Genomic DNA, 20,511 nt, shown 5'->3' with positions numbered 1-20,511 from the left:
CTCCGACGGGGAAGCCTCGGTCAGCGGTTCAGTGGCGGACGCGGGCCCGGGTCCGCCGTCGGGTTCTCTTCCCTGATGACCTCGCCCTGGACGACCTTGCCGTCGGGTCGATGGATGCGGGCCTGCTGGAAGGCGTCACCGACGCTGCCCGGCGAGGCCTCGCGGATCTTGCGGTCGATGGTGCGCTCGGCGTAACGGCTCAGGGCCTTCTGGACGGGCGGGATCAGCAGGAGCAGGCCCAGCGCGTCGGAGATGAGCCCGGGGATCATCAGGAGCAGACCGCCGAGCATCATCAGCCCGTTGCCGTTGCCGCCCCCGCTCGTGGGGGCCACCCCGCTCTGCTGCTGTTGCAGCGTCTCGGTGAGGTTGCGGAAGGCACGGCGGCCGGCTCGCTTGATGACCACGGAACCGAGGACGAAACCGGCGACCAGCAGCAGGAAGACCGCGAAACCGCTCGCCGCGCCCGCGACCACGGTCAGGAGCCAGATCTCCAGCACCAGCCAGACGGCGATGCCGAGCGGCAGGTAGGTGCGCAGCCGGGATCGCCGCGGCCGCGCGGGGTATGTGGGAGTCGGTGCGCCAGTCGTCATGCACCCAGTGTGCCTGGGCACAGCTCAGTATGGGATAAGCGGATGATCAGCCGTAGCTGTGGAGTGAAGTGAGGGCGGAATGCGAGTGGGAGGCGGGCCCAGCCGGGCCGCCCCCCACTCCACAAAGTGCTCCTACGACGTGCGCTTCCGGCCGGTGATCCGGCCGACCCGCTCCCCCACGCCCCACGTGGTGACCCGCCACAGCGCCTCCACGAGGATGTCGCGGCTCATCTTGGAGTCGCCGAGCTCGCGCTCGACGAAGGTGATGGGCACCTCGACGACGTGGAAACCGGACTTGACCGCGCGCCGGGCCAGGTCCACCTGAAAGCAGTACCCCTGGGACGCGACTTCACCGAGTCCGAGACCTTCGAGGGTCTCGCGGCGGAATGCGCGGAAGCCTCCGGTGACGTCCCGGATGGGCACGTCGAGCATGAGCCGGGAGTACATGCTGCCGCCGCGCGAGATGAACTCGCGGGACTTGGGCCAGTTCACGACCCGCCCGCCCGGCACCCAGCGCGACCCCAGCACGAGGTCGGCGCCCTTGAGCGCGGTCAGCAGCCGGGGCAGTTCCTCGGGCTGGTGCGAGCCGTCCGCGTCCATCTCCACGAGGACGCCGTAGCCGTGCTCCATGCCCCAGGCGAAGCCCGCGAGATACGCGGCGCCCAGGCCTTCCTTGCCCTTGCGGTGCAGCACCTGGACATGGTCGTCCTCAGCGGCCAGCTCGTCGGCGAGCTTGCCCGTGCCGTCCGGGCTGTTGTCGTCCGCCACGAGAACGTGTGCATCGGGCACCGAGGCTCGTACCCGGCCGACGATCTTCTTGATGTTCTCCGCCTCGTTGTAGGTCGGGATGATCACCAAGGCCGTGCCGAGCGGGCCGAACTGCCTCCCCTTGGCTCCTGCCGCGAGGGTCCCGTCGCCGTCGTTCACTACTGCCCCTTCATGTCCGTACGCAGGGGTCCACCATAGTGGCCGCAGCCTGCACTGACTCGTCGGCGCGTTAGTACGGGGGTGTCGATTCGGCAAGAGCCGGGTAAGAGAGAGCCCGCCGCGCCGGAGCACCGTACTGCGGATCGGGGCCCGGCGCCCTTCGGGCCGACCTGGGACCCGCTGGCTGCGGGTCGACCGAAAGCCGTTGTCTACTGGACGTCCGGGCCCCACCCGGGTCACACCCTTCCGACAGGCATGAACGTTCCCTCGCCGTCGCACTGGCGCTGAGCCTGGCTCCCAGTGGTGGTGCGCCGGTGCGGCACACCACCCCTGACCCAGCGGCGCTCCGGCGACTGCGTGGAAGTTCTCCGGTCGGACGTCCGGTGGTGGACGCGGCCGAACCTACCGGCCCCCCGAGGCCAGCTGTCAACACTCGCCTGACCTGCTGGTTTTCCCTCAATTGCCTGGTCAGCGCGGAGGATGCGCAGGTCGCGCGACGGGGCGGCGGCGGATGATCACCGCAGCGCCACCCCGGGAGATCACTCGCCCGGCCGTACGAAGACCGTCCGCCCGCCGACGACCGTGCGCAGGCACACCGGCAGGTCGCCGCCGGGGCTCAGATCGGGCAGTCCAGGAGTACCCGAACGAGGGTCGGTCGACCAGCGGGCGACCCTGTCGTCGGGGGCCTGCACGACCAGTTCCTCGGTGCGCCACACGGCGTAGTCGGCGGGCGCGCCCGGCACCAGGACTCCCGCGTCGTCCCGTCCGATCGCCCGCCACCCGCCGCGCGTATGCGCCGTGAACGCGGCGCGCACGGAGACCCGGTGCTCCGGCGTGCGGTGGAACGCGGCGGCGCGCACGGTGCCCCACGGGTCGAGGGGGGTGACGGGGCTGTCGGAACCGAAGGCCAGCGGCACGCCGGTGCGCAGCAGGGCCGCGAACGGGTTGAGGGCACGGGCCCGCTCGGCGCCCAGGCGCTGGGCGTACATGCCGTCCTCGCCGCCCCACAGCGCGTCGAAGGCGGGCTGCACGGAGGCGGTGAGGCCGAGCTCGGCGAAGCCGGCGATGGTCTGCGGGGTGAGCATCTCGGCATGCTCGACGCGGTGCCGGGCGGCGCGCACGCGGGCCAGGCCGACCTTCTCGGCGGCTGCGCGGACTCCCTCGACCACGGCGGTCACGGCGGCGTCCCCGATGGCGTGGAAGCCCGCCTGGAGGCCCACCTCGGTGCAGGCGACCACATGCGCGCAGACGGCGGCGGCGTCCAGGTAGGCGGTGCCGGTGTGGTCGGCGTCGGCGTACGGCTGGTGCAGGCAGGCGGTGTACGAACCCAGGGACCCGTCGACGAAGAGGTCGCCCGCGGCGCCGAGCGCGCCCAGCGCCCGGGCCCTTTCGACATCCTGTTCGGCCCAGTAGCCGACGACCCGGGGGCCGGCTTCCTCGGCGGCGAGGCGCAGCAGTCCGGTGAAGTCGTCCTCGGAGGAGATCTCCGGGCCCGCGCACTCGTGCACGGATCCGATGCCGAGCGAGGCGGCGTGGGCGAGCGCGGCGCGCTGGGCCTCGGTGCGCTGGGCCGGCGTGACCGCGCCGAGCGCGGCGGCGCGCACGGCGTGGTGGGCGTCCCGGGTGAGGGGGCCGTCGGCGGCGTACCCCGCTCGTGCGGTGACCCCCGGGACCAGGTCCAGGAGCGCGGTGGTGACCACGGCGGAGTGCACGTCGATGCGGGAGAGGTAGAGCGGGCGGCCGCCTGCCGCCTCGTCGAGCTCGGCGCGCGTCGGGGGGCGGCCGCCGGGCCAGCGGGCCGCGTCCCAGCCGTGGCCGAGCAGCACCCGGTCGGCGGGGCGGGCGGCGGCGAACCCGCGTACGAGGGCGAGGGCGGCGTCCAGGGAGGGCGCGTCGGACAGGTCGAGGCCGGTGAGCGCGAGCCCGGTGGAGGTGGTGTGGACGTGGGCGTCGGTGAACGCCGGGGTGACCAGCGCGCCTGCCAGGTCCACGACCTCGGCGACCCCGTCGGCGAAGGCGTCGGCCGCGCCTTCCGAGCCGACCCAGGCGATCTGTCCGCGTTCGACGACCATCGCGGTGGCGAAGGGATCGGCGGGACTGTGGACTTCTCCACCGCGCAACAGCACGGTGTCCGACGTGGCGGTGCTCTCACTCATGGGGAACAGTCTCGCGCCTGCCGGTGTGCGGTCGGCCCCCGGGTGGGTCAGATGCGGGGCGGGCGCGCCTCGTACGGCGTCGACAGCACCACGGTCGTGCGGGTCGACACGCCTGCCAGGGTGCGCAGGCGGGCGAGGAGCTCCTCCAGTTCGTGCGGGGTCGAGACCCGTACCTTCAGGATGTAGTTCTCGTCGCCCGCGACGCTGTGGCAGGCCTCGATCTCGGGCACGCCGGCGAGGCGTTCCGCGATGTCGTCAGGGGCGCTCGGATCGAACGGTTTCACCGAGATGAACGCGGTCATGGGCAGCCCGACGGCCTCGGGGTCCACGACCGCGGCATAGCCGCGGATGACACCGCGCTGTTCGAGCCGGCGCACCCGCTGGTGCACGGCGGACGTGGACAGGCCCGTGGCCTTGCCCAGGTCGGTGTAGCTCATCCGCCCGTCTGCGACGAGCAGCTGCACGATCTGTCGGTCCAGCTCCTCCATGACGCAAGAACCTACAGGGCCCTTGATCTCGTCGGATACCTCAGCGGCGCAGGTCATACCCGCTTTGTGATGTGGCAGAGTGCTGACTGTGAACCGCCTGGTGGACAAATCCACCGCGCCGGGCACCTGCGGGCGGCATGTGACGAACGACACAGTGCCGCAACCGGGTCCGTGATGTTCTCGTGATTACCGCAGAGACGGGACGGGAAATGCTTGCTGTGGTCGAGGCCGCAGCGCCTTGTCGGCCCACCCGAGGGGGAGAATCCCATGCAGAGTCTTAAGCGCCCTGGTCGTCCCACATCCAGGCGGCCCAAGCTGGTCGTCGAGCCCGAGCCGGAGGGCGTCGAACCCGACGCCGTCGACGGTGAGGAGTTCGACGCCTACGACACCTTCGAGATGTACCGGGTGATCTGCCCGGACTGCGCCCAGCCCATCGCGCTCCTCGCGGACGAGGAGCGCCTGCCCGAGCACGCGCTGTGCGCCTCGCCGTGGAACCCGTTCGGGCTGACGGTCTGCGCCGGCACGGGCCGTGCGGCGGGCGACGCCCGTCCCGCCGACGAGTCGGTGGAGCCTCAGGAGCAGGACACCGCCCTTCTGTTGACGCTCCCTCAGGGACTCGACTGGCGGACTCAGCCGTTCTCGCACGTCGGCGGCCCGGCCTCGCGCCCGATGCGGGTCCCCGAGATGCGCCGTCAGGCCGCCTGACCGGCCCTCGCGTTCAGCGACCGGCCGCCGGTCCCTCCCAGTAACTGCCCTGCACCATGGCTCGCAGGCTGCCGTGGTGCAGGATCAGTGTGTCCGGGTCCGGCGGCACGGCGACCTCGCCGAAGTGCACCTGGCGGTAGGCGACGCGCAGCATGACGATCGCGTGCCGCAGTGCCGCGTACAGCGTGTAGAAGTCCATGTCCCGGGGTGCGTGGCCGGTGAGTTCGGCATAGCGCCGCTCGACGCGGTCACGGCGCAGGAAGTCGGGCAGTCCGCGCTGACCGAAGCTCTCCGTCAGGTCCTGGAAGAAGCGGTGCAGGTAGACCGTCCAGCCGAGGTCGACCTCGCGCGGGGCCAGGGCCGCCATCTCCCAGTCGAGGACGGCCGCGGGTGCAAACCCGTCGTAGACGACGTTCCCGATGCGCGCGTCGCCCCAGTTGAGCACCGCCTCGCCCTCGTCGCGCGGCCACAGCTCGTCGAGCCGGTCGAACGCGCTCTCTATCAGGGGTGAGCGTGACAGCCCGTCAATCACCCATTCGTAGTAGACGCGTTGGGCCTCGACATGACGACGGAGGGGACTGCCCTCGCCCGGGAGGATCAGGAAGCCGGCTTCCGGCGGCGGCACCTGGTCGTGCAGCCGGGCGAGGAGACCCACCGAGGCCGCCTCCAGCCGTTCGCGTTCCTGGTCGCTCGCCGCGTGCAGCCAGTTCCCCTCGTACGTGTAGGGCATGACGTCCGGCGGCACGCGCCCCTCGACCCGTTCCATGACGAAGAACGGCGCGCCGAGCGGGCCGGGGTCCTCCTCCAGCCACAGCACCCGCGGTATGGGGAGATCGGTGCGCTCGGCGACCAGTCTCATCGTGCGGTACTGGCGGGGCATGTCGTAGACGGCGAAGACGGTGTACGCGGCCGGGTCCGCCGCCAGCCTCAACGCGCAGGCGGACAGCGGCGGTTCGGGGTGCTCGATGTCGAAGAGCAGGGTCTCGCTGGACATGCCGTTGGACTCGGGGACGGTGATGTCGGCCGCCTTGGCGCCCGGGAGACGGGCGGTGAGCCAGGCGGTCAGCCGGCGACCCAGTTCCTCCGGGTCGCGGGTGGTCGTGCGCGGGCGCGGTGCCGTGGCCATCTCATTCCCCCCTCAGGGCGCTACCGAGTCGAAGCCGGTGAAGCCGCTCGGGTCGTGGCGGCCGAACGAGCCGTGTTCGAAGATCCCGTGGCCGACCTGCCCGTCCAGCGTGCAGCGGGCCGCGTGGTCGATCACCCCGTATGCGGCGCGGGGGTGCGCGGCCGGGTCGGAGAGGTCGTAGGCGCGGCGGTCGGTCCAGTCGCGCCCGACCCAGGTGCCGTGCTGCCAGTCGTCGGCGGGCGGATAGCCGGCGCCGACGGCGAGCGGGGAGGAGGTGAGCACCTCCACGTCCAGCTCCATGGGCTTGCGGTCCCCCGGGCGGGTGAGATGGATGGTGGCGGACGTGGGGTGGCGGCTGCCGGAGCGATAGGTGATGTCGGCCTGGGGCCAGCCGAGTTGCAGGTCGCGCTCCCCGTTGCGTACGAGCGTCGCGTCGTTCAGCGTCCGGTAGCCGTCGGCGTCCTCCTGGACGACGACCATCAGGAACCGGTCCTCGAACCGGACCGGGCACCAGAGCCAGTGGAAGCCCTCCGTCGGGTTCTCCCCCGCGAGCCGGCCGCCCTCTTCCCCCGGGATCGGGCGCACACCCCAGCTGCGGTCGCGGGTGCCGCTCCAGCGGCCGCGCTCCAGGCGTATCTCCTCGCCGCCGATCCGGATCCAGCCCTCGCAGTGCCCCGCCTGCACGAAGCGTTTGCCCTCCAGCGTGAGCCGGCCGCCGCGCCGCTGGAGGTGGTGCGGCTCCCACAGAGCCGGGAAGTCCGCCGTCCAGGTGATCTCGTACGACAGTCCCTCCGGGTCGGCGGGATCGGCCGCGCAGCTCAGCACGAAGGTCTGCAGGGGGCGCTCGACGAGGATGCGCAGCGGGCCGACGGCGAGGCGCATCCGGTCGTCCCCGAGCGCGTCCGAGGCGCGCACGGCGTGCAGGCGGTCGCCGAGTCGCAGGGTGGCGTAGGCGTCGACGACCCCGACGTTCGGATAGACGCCGAGCCCCAGGATCAGCAGCGCCCGGCCCTGGTGGTCGAAGACATGGAAGATGCAGCGGTCGTAGGCGTTCCGGTCCCCGGTCGCGAGGTGCCTCATGGACAGGGGCACCTGGTGGACGGGGTACTCGTCGAGGGCAACGGGGCGGTCGTCGGGCACGGCAAGCCTCCCTGGGGCCATGGCGGTTGACGTCCCCCGGAAGGGTGCGGCCCCCGGCGGCACCAGTTGACGGTACGTCAGATGGCGGCCCGGGGCCAGACACCCGCACGTCGGGGCGCCCCCCGTACGGACCCACCGCGAACCCACGCGCGATTACGCGGACGGGTGACCTGGCCGCTCACCCGCGCGTTGCCCCGGTATGACCCCCACATACGCGGCGACCGAGCGGCCTCGCCGGATCTTCGTCTCGGCTCCGGCAGAATCGGTTCGGCCGGCAGCCGCCGCGCCGGCGGCCCAGGATCCCCCCATCTACCGCGCGCTGATCCGCGCCTGGGCCGAACGCGGCCGCACACTGCCGGGGCGCCACGACCCGGAGTGGGTCCGGCTGGTGGCGCCGCCGGTCCTGTACGGCTACGGGCAGTTCAGTGTGACTCCGGCCCCGCGAGGTGACGGGCGATGACCATCCGCTGGATCTGATTGGTGCCCTCGACGATCTGGAGGACCTTGGCCTCGCGCATATAGCGCTCGACCGGGAAGTCCGCGGTGTAGCCGTACCCGCCGAGCACCTGGACGGCGTCCGTGGTGACCTTCATCGCCGTGTCCGTGCACAGCAGCTTCGCCATGGCGGCCTGCTTGGCGAAGGGCCGCCCCGCGTCGCGAAGCCGTGCCGCGGCCAGGTAGAGCGCCCGGCCCGCCTCGATCTGCGTCGCCATGTCCGCGAGCATGAAACGCAGGCCCTGGAAGTCGGAGATCGGCCGGCCGAACTGCTCGCGCCCGGTCGCGTACGCGACGGCCTCGTCGAGGGCCGCCTGGGCGACGCCGATGGCGCAGGCCGCGATGCCGAGCCGGCCGGAGTCGAGCGCGGCGAGGGCGATCGCGAAGCCCTGCCCCTCGTCGCCGATGCGCCGGCCGTCGGACACCCGTACGCCGTCGAAGTGGACCTGGGCGGTGGGCGAGCCCTTCATGCCCATCTTCTTCTCGGGCGGGGCGGCGCTCAGCCCCTCGGCGTGACCGGGCACCAGGAACGCGGTGATGCCGCGCGGGCCCGCGCCGCCGCTGCGGGCGAGCACGGTGTAGAAGTCGGCGACGCCGCCGTGCGTGATCCAGGCCTTGGTGCCCGTGATCGCCCACTCTCCCCCGCTCCTGGCTTCTCCCCCGCCCTCCCGGACAGCCTTCGTCCGCAGGGAGGCGGCGTCCGAGCCGGAGGACGGCTCCGAGAGGCAGTAGGCCCCCAGGAGGCCGCCATCGAGCATCGAGGGCAGGTGCTCGGCCCGCTGTTCCTTGGTGCCGTAGTTCGCCAGTGCATGACAGGAGAGGGTGTGCACGCTGACGCCGAGGCCGACGGTGAGGCGGGCCATGGCGAGCTCTTCGAGGACCTGGAGGTAGACCTCGTACGGCTGGTCACCGCCGCCGTACTCGGAGTCGTACGGCAGTCCGAGCAGTCCGGAATCGGAGAGCAGGCCGAAGATCTCGCGCGGGAAGCGTCCGGCGTCCTCCTCCTCGGCCGCCTTCGGGGCTATCTCGCGCTGCGCGATGTCACGGACGAGGGAGATCAGATCCCGGGCATCATCCGTGGGCAGTTGACGGTCCACCGGCTGCGGGGCGCGGTCGGGCATGGCGACGCTCTCCTCCCTGTCGGGCGCATCGGCGCACACGCGCCAGGGGTGGGGCGGCGGCGCCGGGTCTCACGGCCCAGCCGATGCTGCCGTTCCTGGGTGGAGAACGGCCTGATCAGCGGCTGTGGCGCTGTGAGTATGCCCGCTCGGAGGCACCGAGTCACCAGTTGACGACCGCTTACCAGAAGAAAGGGGAACCGATCCGACCGCTCCGCCCAATTGGTCCGAACCATTGACGCACTGGTCTAGTCCTCCTACTGTTCCGTCAACGCCTCACCGCGTTCATGCCAAACGGCACGCGCAGGTCCCAGCACGCCTCCCCCACACTCCCCTCCCCCACGAGGAGAACCGATGCTCCGACCGCACCGCCCCCGCTCCCGCTTCCGAGCGCTCCTGTCCGCCGCCTGTTGCGCCGCCCTCGGCGCGACGCTGCTCGCCGGCGCGGGCACGGCCACCGCGACCACCGCGGCCCCCTCGGCCCAGGAGGCCGCCGGCTCCAAGGTCGTCGGCTACTTCACGGAATGGGGCGTCTACGACCGGAACTACCACGTCAAGAACGTCGAGACGTCCGGCTCGGCCGCCAAGCTCACTCACATCAACTACGCCTTCGGCAATGTCACCGGCGGCAAGTGCGCCATGGGCGACGCCTACGCGGCGACCGACAAGGCGTACACCGCCGACCAGTCGGTGGACGGTGTCGCCGACACCTGGGACCAGCCCCTGCGCGGCAACTTCAACCAGTTGCGCAAGCTGAAGAAGAAGCACCCGAACCTCAAGGTCCTCTGGTCCTTCGGCGGTTGGACCTGGTCAAGCGGCTTCGGCGAGGCCGCCAGGAACCCGGCGGCGTTCGCGCAGTCCTGCTACGACCTGGTCGAGAACTCCAAGTGGGCGGACGTCTTCGACGGCATCGACATCGACTGGGAGTACCCGAACGCCTGTGGCAACACCTGCGACACCAGCGGCAGGGCGGCCTTCAAGAACGTGATGGCGGCGCTGCGGGCGAAGTTCGGCTCCGGCAACCTGGTCACCGCGGCGATCACTGCGGACGCCACCGCGGGCGGCAAGATCGACGCGGCGGACTACGCGGGCGCGGCACAGTACGTCGACTGGTACAACCCGATGACGTACGACTTCTTCGGCGCCTGGGACGCGGCCGGCCCCACGGCTCCGCACTCTCCACTGAACTCGTACACCGGTATACCCAAGGCGGGTTACTACACCTCCGCCACGATCGCGAAGCTCAAGGGCCTGGGCATCCCGGCCTCGAAGCTGCTGCTGGGCATCGGGTTCTACGGTCGCGGCTGGACCGGCGTCACCCAGGCGGCCCCCGGCGGCACGGCCACCGGGCCGGCGGCGGGAACGTACGAGCAGGGCATCGACGACTACAAGGTGCTGAAGACGAAGTGCCCGGCGACGGGCACGGTCGGCGGCACGGCGTACGCCAAGTGCGGTACCAACTGGTGGAGTTACGACACCCCGTCGACCATCGCGGGGAAGATGACGTACAAGAACCAGCAGGGCCTGGGCGGCACCTTCTTCTGGGAGCTCAGCGGTGACACCTCGAACGGGGAGCTGATCAAGGCGATCAACTAGCCGGTCTCGTACGGGAGCCGGGGCGGGGGTTCGATTGCCCCCGCCCCTCGCTCAGGTCTCCCGGCGGGCCGCCTGCGGGGCCCGGTAGGAGGGGTCGAGTTCCTCGACCGCGCGCATCGCGCCGCCCAGCATCTTCACCAGCAGCTCACGGACCGTGTCGCGCGGCAGGGACGGGTGGCCGATCCAGTCGAGGGTCGCGCCCTCGACGCTGTAGAGCCAGCCGAGCAGCGCCATACGGGGCAGCGGCGCTATCTTGCGCCTGCCGTACGCCCCTTCGGCGATGGTCTCGACGATGACCTCGCGCACGCCCTCGCGGATGGCCTGCACGTCGGTGTCGAAGCCGACTCCGCCGGTGATGATCGTGCGGTACGCGGCCTGGTTGTGCTCGGCATAGCGCAGATAGCCGTCGATGGTGCGGTGCACCCGCTCGGCCGGGGGCAGTTCGAGACCGCTCGCCGCCCGGGAGATCAGGTCCGCGACCGAGTCCTCGACGATCGCGAGGTAGTAGCCGCGCTTGGACTTGAAGTAGTAGTAGATCAGCCCTTTGGCGACATGCGCCTGGCGTGCGATGTCATCCATCGACAGCGCGTCGTAGGACGTGTCGGCGAACAACTTCCGCCCAATGGCGATGAGTTCGGCGCGGCGCGCCAGTGAGCGATCGGTGCCGCGCGCCCGGGGGCGGTCGACGGCGCGCTGTTGACTATGATTCAATTCCAGCCCTAGTCTCCGACTGCCAGCGGGACGTTGGCAGTATGGCAGACCGGTACCACCCACTCGTTCGACTCTGATCGACCGGGCGTGGTCTTGGAGAGAACTGTCGTATGGGCTCGGCTCGGCCTGGCGTCCGCCGGTTCAGTTCACAGCGGGTGCGCCGGTTCGGTTCACAGCAGGCCGAGCTGGGTGACGAGCATCGCGAGGACCACGACGAAGGTCCAGCCCGCGACGTGTTCGAGGATCTTGGGGCCGTCGTCCTTGGGACCGCCCGTGCGGGCGCGGAGTCGGGTGGCGGTGGCGGAGCTCGCGGTCATGGTTTCTCGCTGACGTAGTGGTGCGGTGACATCCCCCGCCTCACGCCGGCTCCCCACCGACCCGACCACCTTGCCACCGGAACGGGTTTCAGCGGTAGAGACCTTGGTCACCCCCGAACCCCTCGACGGGACACGCCGGACACTTCGACCACCTTCGAATACCTCGCTTTTCGGCAACGATGCGCCGGGGGTGTGGGTCTCCTCACAGGACAGTGGTCAGCCAACCGAAAGGTCCTCGATGAGCACGTTCCGGACGCCTCGCCGCAGAGCCCGCCTCGCTCTGGCGGCGGCGATCACGGTGGCAGCCGCCTTGACGGGGCCGGTCTCGCAAGCCGCCGGCTCCCCGTCCGCCCCCACGTCCCCGTCCGCCGCGCCCTCCCCGGGTGCGCCGGGCCTCGGCGACCCGGTCTTCCCGCTCGACGGCAACGGCGGCTACAAGGTGAACCGCTACCTCCTCGACTTCGACTGGCAGGCGCCCAGGACGCCCTTCGAGGCCGCCACGACGGTCAAGGCGACCGCCACCCAGGCCCTGTCCCGCTTCGACCTGGACTTCGCGGGCAACACCCTGCACACGGTGACCGTGGACGGGGCGACCGCCAAGGCCGTGCGCGACGGCGACGAACTGGTGATCACCCCGGCCAAGCCGCTCGCCAAGGGCAAGCCCTTCACGGTCAAGGTCACCTACACCGCCGACCCGACCCAGATACGGCACCGCGACGACGCCATCGAGGACTACGGCTGGATCCCCACGCCGGACGGTACGGTGCTGTACCCGCAGCCCAACGGCGCCAAGATGATCTTCCCGTCGAACGACCACCCGAGCCAGCGCGCCCCGATCACCTTCCGCATCACCACCCCGCCGGGCCTCACGGCCGTTGCCAACGGCGAGCTCACCGGCCGCGCCGAGCAGGCGGACGGGCGCGTGAAGTGGACGTACGACTCGGAACAGCCCCTCGCCACCCAGCTCGCCCAGCTGGCGATCGGCAGGTTCACCTTCGTCGACAGCACCGGGCCGCACGCGCTGCCGATCCGCGATGTGGTCCCGGACGACCTGGTCGCCTCCACCGAGCAGTACCGCAAGCTCACGGCCGACCACATCGCGTGGCTGGAGGAGCGGCTCGGTCCCTACCCCTTCAACCGCTACGGCCTCCTCGTCGGCGACACCGACCTGGGCGTGGCCCTGGAGACACAGACGCTCTCCCTGATCCCGAAGGCCGACCTGCTCGGCGACCGGGTCGGCGCCGAGCGGAACCTGGTGCACGAGCTCACCCACCAGTGGACCGGCGACAGCGTCGGCATCAAGACCTGGTCCGACCTGTGGCTGAGCGAGGGCCACGCCCGCTTCTACGAGCGGCTGTACTCTCAGGCGCACGGCGGCGACAGCTTCGAGGCCACGATGAAGACGGCGTACGCGAGCCACGACCAGTGGCGCCACGACTACGGCGCCCCCGCCGAACCGACCGAACCGAACCTCTTCAAGCGGATGCGGTACGACGGTTCGACGCTCGTCCTGTACGCGCTGCGCGAGAAGGTCGGCCAGGAGACGTTCGGGAAGATCGAGCGGGCCTGGGTCACCGAGTACCGCGGAAAGATCGCCAGTACCCAGGACTACGTCGACCTGGCGTCCAAGGTCGCGGGCCAGGACCTCGACGGTTTCCTGCACCCGTGGCTCTACGGCGCCAAGACCCCTCCGATGCCCAATCACCCCGACTGGGTGGTCAACCCGGTCCAGGGCTGAGGGACCGAGGCTGAGTGAGGGGGCGGCACCACGGGGGTCGCCCCCTCACTCAACGGACTCCGACCGCCTTGAGCGCCTTGCTCTGCCCCGCCGACGGATTCGCCGGGAAGTACAGGTAACAGACCCCGCCCGTACCGGATACGACGTTCCCGGAGGCGTTGTACCTCTTGGTACGGAGCCAGATGTTCTCCCACTCGCGCCGCTTGTAGACCCGGCGCACGGCGTCGTCGCCCGGCGAGGCGGGGTCATTGGCGATCACATCGCCGCCCGCGGTGAATCCGATGACGGTCATGAGGTGGCCCGAGGTCCCGTACCCCGCCCCCGTCAGCTCGGACTTCAGGAACGACTGAGACGTTATGGCCGGGATGCCGGCGGCGAGCAGCGTCTCCAGGTCGGTGAGCGAGCGGAGACGGGTGACCACCCCCTGGAGGTCCTTGTACGTCGCCGCGTACGCCGCGTTGAAGGGCCAGTTGCCGCAGCCGCCGTACTGGTAGTCGTAGGTGAAGCGGGCCGCGTGGCAGACCTGCGGGTCGGCGAAGGCCGGGTCGACCCAGGCGAGTTGCTCCGCCGTGGGCCTGCGCCCCCAGTACTCGATGATCATCTGCGAGGAGGTGGGGCTGCACCAGGCCTCGCCGCCGTTGTCGTACTCGGGGTACTGGCCCGCGTGGATCTCCTGGGAGTAGCGCGGGACCGTCAACTCCTTCGCGAGCCCGGGGGGGGAGGCCGGGACGGTGAACCGGTCGGGGATGTCGGAGCCCATCGCCCCGAGCCGCCACACGGTGGGCGTGAGCCCGGAGCCCGGGCTGCGGTACAGGGTCAGACGGAGCCGGTACGAGACGAGGCGCAGGCCCGAGGCCGCGTCGTCGATCGAGAAGGTGTCCGTCGAGATACTGCTCTTGCCGTCCTTCTGGCCGTCCACGGAGGTCCGCTTGATGTCCTGGTCGCCGGCCGCCCAGCGGCCCATCACGTACCAGGGGGTGGCGGTGCCGTCGGAGTAGGTGCCCGTGAGCTCGACCTGGAGCCAGGTACCCGCCGGGGTGTGCGCGTTCCAGGAGGCGATGGCCTCGGTGGCGGGGACGGCGAGCCGGTGGACCGGGGAGGTCCAGGTCGCGTACTCCCAGGTCGCGGTCTTTCCGGTGTGCGGGTCGGTGTAGTCCGCGGTGCCGGCCGGGGTCGCGATCACCAGGCCTGGACGGGTGGCCACGAGGGCCCGCGTGCCCTTCGCGGTGCCGGTCCGCCAGTCGGCGTACGAGGTCCAGGCCCGGTTGTCCACGAGGCCCGGACCCGCGTGCGTGTGCGCCGCCCCGGCCGGTGTGGCCGCGGCCGCGGAGCCCGCGGTACCGGTCGCCGCCGCGACGACCGCCACGGCCAGGAGGGCTCTGCGGGACGGCTCTGAAGCTCTGGTCATGAGTGGGGGACCCCCCGTTCGTCCGGAAGCGACGGCTCCCCACTATGGACGGTGGAAGGCGGCTCCTGCCAGCACTTCGGCCTGTGCCGCGCCCACCAATATTGGTCGGGACCACTGGCATGACCTGCGACGCCTCGATTCCGGTGGGGCGCGCCGGCCGCCGCTACAGTGTTCCCCGTACAGGGGTGCATGTGCCCGCCGGGCGGATGCGCCCGCACCTCACCGCACCTCGGGAACCGTCATTAGCGATCTCGCCGCGCGCCTGAGCGCCCTGCCGCCCTCCTGCGGATCCGTCCGCCTGATCGGCGTCGACGGGCACGCCGGCTCCGGGAAGACCACCTTCGCCGGACGGCTGGCCGCGGCACTGGGCGGCGCGCCCGTGCTGCACCTCGACGACATCGCGACGCACGAGGAACTGTTCGGCTGGACCCAGCGGCTGCTGCGCCAGGTGGTGGAACCGCTGAGCCGGGGCGAAACGGCGCGCTACGCGCCGTACGACTGGACCGCCCGCGCCTTCGGTCCGGTCCGCGAACTGCCGCCCGCGCCCGTGATCCTGCTGGAGGGGGTCGGCGCCGGGCGCCGGGCGCTGCGCCCGCATCTCGCGCGGCTGCTGTGGATGGAACTGGCGCGCGACGAGGCCTGGACACGAGGGCTGCGACGGGACGGCGAGGCGCAGAGCGCGTTCTGGGCCGGGTGGGTCGCCGCCGAGCGTCAGCATTTCGTCGAGGATCCCTCAAGACCCTTCGCCGATCTTCTGGTGCGCCAGTGTTCTGAGGGATACGAGGTGTTTTCGGGGCCCACTGAGACCGCTGGACCAGACCAGCCCATCACTCACGGTGACGGATCATCCGCTATGTGCTGAACTCGTGAAGAGCCTTGCGAGGGAAGTTCTCCAAGTGCCTCAACTCGGCTTGACCCGGGGGCCGTACAGGACTTACGTTCTGAATGTGCGGCCTTTCGAAGCCGCCCGCAGTCGCGAAGCCCCCGGTTGTTCCCCCGTGATCGGGGGCTTCGTTCTGCCCACACCCTCTCTTTTCGGGCGCTCCGCGCCGCGATCCGCTCACCCTCGGTCACCGAGTCAAGTGCGCCCCATCTGCTCCCACCTCGTGGAACGGGGCGTGCGGCACCCTTCGGCACGCCCATGAACCGCAGGTACGATGCCTCTCGGTGCGACCTTCGGACGGCTGCTCTGCGCACCGGTGCAACTCCCGTCCGCGGCACAGGGGTTCGACCAAAGCTGCCGACGGGCACCGGCCCGTTCGGAGAACCATCGGGGGCACGGTTTGTGGGGGACGTGATGGACTTCGGCATGCAGGGCCCGGAGGCCCCGGCCGACCTCGCCTGGATGCGAGGTGTGGACGCCTACACCATGGGCGCCTATCCGCAGGCGGAGGAGGAGTTCCGCACCGCGGTCCGGATGGACCCGGGCATGGCGGACGGCTGGCTCGGACTGCACGCGCTGCGGGTGGACACGACGACCGCGCTGCTGCGGATGTTCCGGCACCGGGACCGCTTCGGTGAGCAGCGCTCGCGGCACCGGCGCACGCTCAACTCCTGGTACTGGCTGGGCTGGTGGGTGCAGCCGGTGCTGGAGAGCCCGCGTGATCTGCTGCTCGCGCACGCCTCGCACTGGCTGGACGGCCGCCATGTGCCCGAGCTGGACCGGGCGCTCGCGGGGCTGCCGCCGGTCGACGCCGATCATCAGGTGCGGTTTCTGCACGCCTGCCGGGCCTATCTGGTCAAGGACTGGGAACAGCTGGTCAGGCACACGGATCCGCTGATCGACGACCCCATGCTGGGCATAGAGGCCGGCCTCTTCGGCGGCATGGCCCGGGTCCGCCTGGAGATGTTCGGCCAGGCGGAGCCGCTCCTGTCCTCCGCGCTGATGCGCTGTCGCAGCGAGCAGCCTCAGCGCAAGGAGCTGCGGTACTGGCTCGCGCGGGCCCACGAGGGCACCGGGCGGTCGGCCGCCGCGCTGCCCTTGTACCGGGCGGTGCACCGTGTCGACCCGGCCTTCATGGACACCTCGGCCCGGTTGGCCGCGATCTCGGAGGGCGACGGGTACGACGATGCCGCCGCCGACCTCGCGGCGATCACCCTCGCCGGGGTCGGGCAGGACGTCATGGACGGCCCCGACGGGATCGATCCGCTCTTCGGCGCCGAGGGCCGCGACCTGAAACTCTCGGAGCCCGATCCTCTCCCGCCGGGCGCGTTGCCGCCGGAGACCGACGTGGTGCGCGAGAAGGCAGTGGTGCCGGCGCAACCGTTGCCGGCCGGGCCGACCGACCCCGCCTTACTTGACGAAGCGCTCGCCGAACTGGAGCGCATGGTCGGGCTGGAGCCGGTGAAGCGGCAGGTCAAAGCGTTGTCGGCGCAGCTGAACATGGCGCGACTGCGGGCCGGACAGGGCCTGCCCGTCCAGCCGCCGAAGCGCCATTTCGTCTTCTCCGGCCCCTCGGGCACCGGCAAGACCACGGTGGCTCGCATTCTCGGACGGGTCTTCTACGCGCTCGGTCTGCTCGGCGGTGACCACCTCGTGGAGGCGCAGCGGGCGGATCTTGTGGGCGAGTACCTGGGCCAGACCGCCGTCAAGGCCAACGAACTGATCGACTCGGCGATCGGCGGGGTCCTCTTCGTGGACGAGGCGTACGCGCTGTCGAACTCGGGCTACGGCAAGGGGGACGCGTACGGGGACGAGGCGCTGCAGGTGCTACTGAAGCGGGCCGAGGACAACCGCGACCACCTCGTCGTCATCCTCGCCGGCTACCCAGAGGGCATGGACCGCCTCCTGGCCGCCAACCCCGGCCTCTCCTCGCGCTTCACCACCCGAGTCGACTTCCCCTCCTACCGCCCCCTGGAACTCACCTCCATCGGTGAGGTGCTCGCCGCCGAGAACGGTGACATCTGGGACGAGGAGGCGCTCGACGAGCTGCGCTCCATCGCCGGGCATGTGGTCGATCAGGGCTGGATCGACGAACTCGGCAACGGCCGGTTCCTGCGGACCCTGTACGAGAAGAGCTGCGCGTACCGGGACCTCCGTCTCTCCGGTTACCCGAACACGCCCTCCCGCGACGACTTGTCGACACTCCGGCTGCCGGACCTTATGCAGGCGTACGGGGAGGTGCTGTCGGGCCGGGGCCCCCAGGACCCGTCAGCAATGTAACCAACGTCCCTCGTCCTCGCCGCCCCTACCCCTTCCCATCCCTGGGGGCTACGCCCCCAGACCCCCTCATCGGTCTGAACGCCGGGGCCGGCCCGGGTGGGAGGGTTGACGGGGTGGGTGGGGCATCGGCCTCGGCCTCGAACGCCGGATGCGCCGAGGCTCTCAGGGGCTCGGGGAACTGCGCGAGCAACCCGCGCCGGCCCGTAGTCGAACAACCAGGCGTAGGGGGAATCGGGGCGTAGCCCCGCTCGGGGGGTGTGGGGAGCTGCGCGAGCAGCTCCCCACACGGTGGCGTCAGGTTGCCAGGGCCTGCTCCGGGGTCTCTCTGAGGCGGGGTTCCGTGAGCGGCGTGGCCACAGCGGCAGCGCCGACGTCCCGATGGGCCGGGTCGCGCACCTCTCCGACCAGGAGCTCCAGGACGTCCTCCAGCGCGACAAGACCCAGAACCTTCCCCGACGCGTCCGCGACCTGCGCGAGGTGCGTCGCGGCGCGGCGCATCACGGTCAGGGCGTCGTCCAGCGGGAGTTCGGAGCTCAGGGTGGTCATGTGCCGCCACAGGTGCTGGGGAACCGCCCGTTCGGACTCCTCCAGGTCGAGTACGTCCTTCACATGGAGATAGCCCATGAAGGCGCCGTTCTCCGCGACCACCGGGAACCGGGAGTACCCGGTGCGGGCGGTGAGCGCGACGACCTGGCCGGGAGTGACGGAGGGGCCGACGGTGACCAGGGAGTCGTGGTTCAGGAGGACGTCGGTGACCGGGCGGGAGCCCAGTTCCAGGGCGTCTTCGAGGCGTTCCTGCTCCTCGGGGTCCAGCAGGCCCGCCTGACCGGAGTCCTCGACGAGCCGGTTGAGCTGCTCGCTCGTGAAGACCGCCTCGACCTCGTCCTTGGGTTCGACCCGGAAGAGTCTCAGGATGAGGCGGGCGCATGCGCCCAGGGCGACGGTGACGGGACGGCACAGGCGCGCGAAGGCCACCAGGCCGGGGCTCAGCCACAGTGCCGTCTTCTCGGGCGCGGCCATCGCCAGGTTCTTCGGGACCATCTCGCCGATGACGAGGTGGAAGAAGACGACGAGGGCGAGCGCGATGACGTATCCGAGGGGGTGGATCACCCCTTCGGGGAGGTGCACCGCCTCGAAGACGGGCTCCAGCAGGTGGGCGACCGTCGGTTCGGCCACCGCGCCGAGCGTCAAGGAGCAGATGGTAATGCCGAACTGGGCCGCCGCCATCATCTGCGGCAACCGCTCCAGGCCGTACAGGACCTGACGGGCCCGCGCGGACTCGAGGGGTTCGATCTGACTGCGCCGCACGGAGACGAGCGCGAACTCGGCGCCGACGAAGAACCCGTTGGCGAGCACCAGCAACACGGCGAACAGGAGTTGGAGCACGCTCATCGGACGGCCTCCGGCGCGGCAACCGCGTCGGCGGTCCTGACCAGCCGGACCCGTTCGGCCCGGTAGTGCCCGACCTGGCGTACCGACAGACGCCAGCCGGGCAGTTCGGCCTTGTCGCCGGGGGCCGGGATCCGGCCGAGCAGATCGGCGACGAGGCCCGCGACGGTCTCGTACGGGCCCTCGGGCACGTCGAGGCCTATGCGCTGCAGGACGTCGACCCGACAGCTGCCGTCCGCGTCCCAGGCGGGCCGCCCGTCCTCGGGCGGCACGGCGGCGAGCTCCGGCAGGTCCTTGGCGTCGTGCTCGTCGCGGACCTCGCCGACGAGTTCCTCGACGATGTCCTCCAGGGTGACCACGCCCGCCGTACCGCCGTACTCGTCGACGACGACGGCGATCGGCTGCTGGTTGCGCAGCTGTTCGAGCAGGGGCTGCACGGGCAGTGTCTCCGGGACGAGCAGCGGGGCCTGGGCGATCCGGCCGACGGGGGTGCGCAGCCGGTCCTGGGAGGGGATCGCCAGGGCGTCCTTGAGGTGCGCCATGCCGACGATCTCGTCGATCCGCTCCCGGTAGACGGGGAAGCGGGAGAGGCCGGTGGCGCGGGTGAGGTTGACGACGTCCTCGGCCGTGGCGGAGGACTGGAGGGCGCTGACCCGTACCCGCGGGGTCATGACGTGCTGCGCGGTCAGGTCGGCGAGCGAGATGGTCCGCACGAAGAGATCGGCGGTGTCCTGCTCCAGCGCGCCGGCCTGGGCCGAGTGCCGGGCCAGGGAGACGAGCTCGCCGGGGGTACGGGCGGAGGCCAGCTCCTCGGCGGGTTCGACGCCCAGGGCCCGTACGAGCCGGTTGGCGACCGTGTTGAGCGCGGCGATCACCGGCCGGAAGAGGCGGGAGAAGACGTGCTGCGGGCCCGCGACGAAGCGGGCGACCTGAAGCGGCTTGGAGACCGCCCAGTTCTTGGGTACGAGTTCGCCGATCACCATCTGCACGGCCGCGGCGAGCAGCATGCCGACCACCACGGCGACACCGGACACGGCGCCCTCGGGCACGCCGAGCGCGGTGAAGGGTCCGTGCAGCAGTTCGGCGAGCGCGGGTTCGGCGAGCATGCCGACGACGAGCGAGGTGATGGTGATGCCGAGCTGGGTGCCGGAGAGCTGGAAGGACAGCTCCTTGAGCGATTCGACGACCGTACCGGCCCGTCGGTCGCCTTCGGCCGCCGCCTTCTCGGCGTCGGGCCGCTCGACCGTGACAAGGCCGAACTCGGCCGCCACGAAGAAGCCGTTGGCGAGAATCAGCAGGAACGCCGCCCCAAGGAGCAGCAGGGGGATGGTCATGATGCCGCCGCCTCGATATGTCGGGAGGGGGCGGCGCAGGTACTACAGGACGATCCGTCCATCGCTGGAGGGAGTCACTCCTCGGGTAGCAGGGGGCCTCTGAGTCACCA

Annotated in this window: 17 protein-coding genes; 5 read left to right on the top strand and 12 right to left on the bottom strand. The window is 71.0% G+C overall.

Annotated features, from left to right (window positions below; genetic code table 11):
- Window positions 1-20 precede the first annotated feature (20 nt).
- The 4 genes from fxsA to SMIR_RS32850 all read right to left on the bottom strand — a co-directional run bounded on the left by fxsA (window position 21) and on the right by SMIR_RS32850 (window position 4,161).
- Complete coding sequence (fxsA, locus tag SMIR_RS32865) at window positions 21-590, bottom strand: FxsA family membrane protein (protein WP_168489980.1); 570 nt, start codon at window positions 588-590, stop codon at window positions 21-23.
- A gap of 132 nt (window positions 591-722) precedes the next feature.
- Complete coding sequence (locus SMIR_RS32860; RefSeq protein ID WP_168489981.1) at window positions 723-1,517, bottom strand: polyprenol monophosphomannose synthase; 795 nt, start codon at window positions 1,515-1,517, stop codon at window positions 723-725.
- A gap of 539 nt (window positions 1,518-2,056) precedes the next feature.
- Window positions 2,057-3,673, bottom strand: a complete 1,617-nt coding sequence (locus SMIR_RS32855) for an amidohydrolase (protein WP_212727716.1) — start codon at window positions 3,671-3,673, stop codon at window positions 2,057-2,059.
- Window positions 3,674-3,720: 47 nt separating this feature from the next.
- A complete protein-coding gene (locus SMIR_RS32850; protein ID WP_067366187.1) occupies window positions 3,721-4,161 on the bottom strand; it encodes an Lrp/AsnC family transcriptional regulator in 441 nt (146 codons plus the stop codon).
- A 267-nt stretch (window positions 4,162-4,428) separates the two neighbouring features.
- Here SMIR_RS32850 and SMIR_RS32845 point away from each other — a divergent pair, with 267 nt between their 5' ends.
- Window positions 4,429-4,866, top strand: a complete 438-nt coding sequence (locus tag SMIR_RS32845) for a hypothetical protein (RefSeq protein ID WP_212727715.1) — start codon at window positions 4,429-4,431, stop codon at window positions 4,864-4,866.
- Between the two features lie 13 nt (window positions 4,867-4,879).
- Here the strand turns inward: SMIR_RS32845 and SMIR_RS32840 are convergent, their stop codons facing one another.
- The 3 genes from SMIR_RS32840 to SMIR_RS32830 form a co-directional block, all read right to left on the bottom strand.
- Window positions 4,880-5,992, bottom strand: coding sequence for a phosphotransferase family protein (locus SMIR_RS32840; protein ID WP_168489982.1), 1,113 nt, complete (start codon window positions 5,990-5,992; stop codon window positions 4,880-4,882).
- 12 nt (window positions 5,993-6,004) lie between these two features.
- Complete coding sequence (locus SMIR_RS32835; protein ID WP_168489983.1) at window positions 6,005-7,132, bottom strand: Rv3169 family protein; 1,128 nt, start codon at window positions 7,130-7,132, stop codon at window positions 6,005-6,007.
- A 422-nt stretch (window positions 7,133-7,554) separates the two neighbouring features.
- Window positions 7,555-8,748, bottom strand: coding sequence for an acyl-CoA dehydrogenase family protein (locus SMIR_RS32830; protein WP_168489984.1), 1,194 nt, complete (start codon window positions 8,746-8,748; stop codon window positions 7,555-7,557).
- Window positions 8,749-9,099: 351 nt separating this feature from the next.
- On the opposite strand from SMIR_RS32830, the gene SMIR_RS32825 reads away from it, so the two are divergent.
- On the top strand, window positions 9,100-10,341 hold the full coding sequence (locus SMIR_RS32825) for a glycoside hydrolase family 18 protein (protein ID WP_168489985.1): 1,242 nt from the start codon (window positions 9,100-9,102) through the stop codon (window positions 10,339-10,341).
- A gap of 51 nt (window positions 10,342-10,392) precedes the next feature.
- On the opposite strand, the gene SMIR_RS32820 is transcribed toward SMIR_RS32825, so the two are convergent.
- On the bottom strand, window positions 10,393-11,052 hold the full coding sequence (locus tag SMIR_RS32820; RefSeq protein ID WP_212727714.1) for a TetR/AcrR family transcriptional regulator: 660 nt from the start codon (window positions 11,050-11,052) through the stop codon (window positions 10,393-10,395).
- Window positions 11,053-11,222: 170 nt separating this feature from the next.
- Complete coding sequence (locus SMIR_RS32815) at window positions 11,223-11,369, bottom strand: SCO1431 family membrane protein (RefSeq protein WP_107096575.1); 147 nt, start codon at window positions 11,367-11,369, stop codon at window positions 11,223-11,225.
- Window positions 11,370-11,607: 238 nt separating this feature from the next.
- Between SMIR_RS32815 and SMIR_RS32810 the strand changes: the two genes are divergently transcribed.
- On the top strand, window positions 11,608-13,107 hold the full coding sequence (locus tag SMIR_RS32810; RefSeq protein ID WP_168489987.1) for a M1 family metallopeptidase: 1,500 nt from the start codon (window positions 11,608-11,610) through the stop codon (window positions 13,105-13,107).
- Between the two features lie 49 nt (window positions 13,108-13,156).
- On the opposite strand, the gene SMIR_RS32805 is transcribed toward SMIR_RS32810, so the two are convergent.
- Window positions 13,157-14,515, bottom strand: coding sequence for a C39 family peptidase (locus tag SMIR_RS32805; RefSeq protein WP_212727713.1), 1,359 nt, complete (start codon window positions 14,513-14,515; stop codon window positions 13,157-13,159).
- Between the two features lie 241 nt (window positions 14,516-14,756).
- On the opposite strand from SMIR_RS32805, the gene SMIR_RS32800 reads away from it, so the two are divergent.
- Both SMIR_RS32800 and SMIR_RS32795 read left to right on the top strand, forming a co-directional pair.
- Window positions 14,757-15,377: a uridine kinase family protein gene (locus SMIR_RS32800; protein ID WP_168500914.1), complete on the top strand. Its 621-nt coding sequence runs from the start codon at window positions 14,757-14,759 to the stop codon at window positions 15,375-15,377.
- Window positions 15,378-15,812: 435 nt separating this feature from the next.
- On the top strand, window positions 15,813-17,678 hold the full coding sequence (locus SMIR_RS32795) for an AAA family ATPase (RefSeq protein WP_168489989.1): 1,866 nt from the start codon (window positions 15,813-15,815) through the stop codon (window positions 17,676-17,678).
- A gap of 294 nt (window positions 17,679-17,972) precedes the next feature.
- Here SMIR_RS32795 and SMIR_RS32790 read toward each other — a convergent pair whose 3' ends face one another.
- Both SMIR_RS32790 and SMIR_RS32785 read right to left on the bottom strand, forming a co-directional pair.
- Window positions 17,973-19,070, bottom strand: coding sequence for a hemolysin family protein (locus tag SMIR_RS32790; protein ID WP_168489990.1), 1,098 nt, complete (start codon window positions 19,068-19,070; stop codon window positions 17,973-17,975).
- Window positions 19,067-20,401, bottom strand: coding sequence for a hemolysin family protein (locus SMIR_RS32785; protein ID WP_168489991.1), 1,335 nt, complete (start codon window positions 20,399-20,401; stop codon window positions 19,067-19,069). Before SMIR_RS32785 ends, SMIR_RS32790 begins: the two co-directional genes overlap by 4 nt.
- Window positions 20,402-20,511 lie beyond the last annotated feature (110 nt).

Source organism: Streptomyces mirabilis (assembly GCF_018310535.1).
GTDB lineage: Bacteria > Actinomycetota > Actinomycetes > Streptomycetales > Streptomycetaceae > Streptomyces.
This window is presented reverse-complemented; position numbering and strand designations above follow the sequence as displayed.

Bases quoted from the DNA above. Each gene is read 5' to 3' on its own strand.
- fxsA (WP_168489980.1), bottom strand. From the start codon at position 590: ATGACGACTGGCGCACCGACTCCCACATACCCCGCGCGGCCGCGGCGA.
- SMIR_RS32855 (WP_212727716.1), bottom strand. From the start codon at position 3,673: ATGAGTGAGAGCACCGCCACGTCGGACACCGTGCTGTTGCGCGGTGGA.
- SMIR_RS32850 (WP_067366187.1), bottom strand. From the start codon at position 4,161: ATGGAGGAGCTGGACCGACAGATCGTGCAGCTGCTCGTCGCAGACGGG.
- SMIR_RS32845 (WP_212727715.1), top strand. From the start codon at position 4,429: ATGCAGAGTCTTAAGCGCCCTGGTCGTCCCACATCCAGGCGGCCCAAG.
- SMIR_RS32840 (WP_168489982.1), bottom strand. From the start codon at position 5,992: ATGGCCACGGCACCGCGCCCGCGCACGACCACCCGCGACCCGGAGGAA.
- SMIR_RS32830 (WP_168489984.1), bottom strand. From the start codon at position 8,748: ATGCCCGACCGCGCCCCGCAGCCGGTGGACCGTCAACTGCCCACGGAT.
- SMIR_RS32825 (WP_168489985.1), top strand. From the start codon at position 9,100: ATGCTCCGACCGCACCGCCCCCGCTCCCGCTTCCGAGCGCTCCTGTCC.
- SMIR_RS32815 (WP_107096575.1), bottom strand. From the start codon at position 11,369: ATGACCGCGAGCTCCGCCACCGCCACCCGACTCCGCGCCCGCACGGGC.
- SMIR_RS32810 (WP_168489987.1), top strand. From the start codon at position 11,608: ATGAGCACGTTCCGGACGCCTCGCCGCAGAGCCCGCCTCGCTCTGGCG.
- SMIR_RS32805 (WP_212727713.1), bottom strand. From the start codon at position 14,515: ATGACCAGAGCTTCAGAGCCGTCCCGCAGAGCCCTCCTGGCCGTGGCG.
- SMIR_RS32795 (WP_168489989.1), top strand. From the start codon at position 15,813: ATGGACTTCGGCATGCAGGGCCCGGAGGCCCCGGCCGACCTCGCCTGG.
- SMIR_RS32790 (WP_168489990.1), bottom strand. From the start codon at position 19,070: ATGAGCGTGCTCCAACTCCTGTTCGCCGTGTTGCTGGTGCTCGCCAAC.
- SMIR_RS32785 (WP_168489991.1), bottom strand. From the start codon at position 20,401: ATGACCATCCCCCTGCTGCTCCTTGGGGCGGCGTTCCTGCTGATTCTC.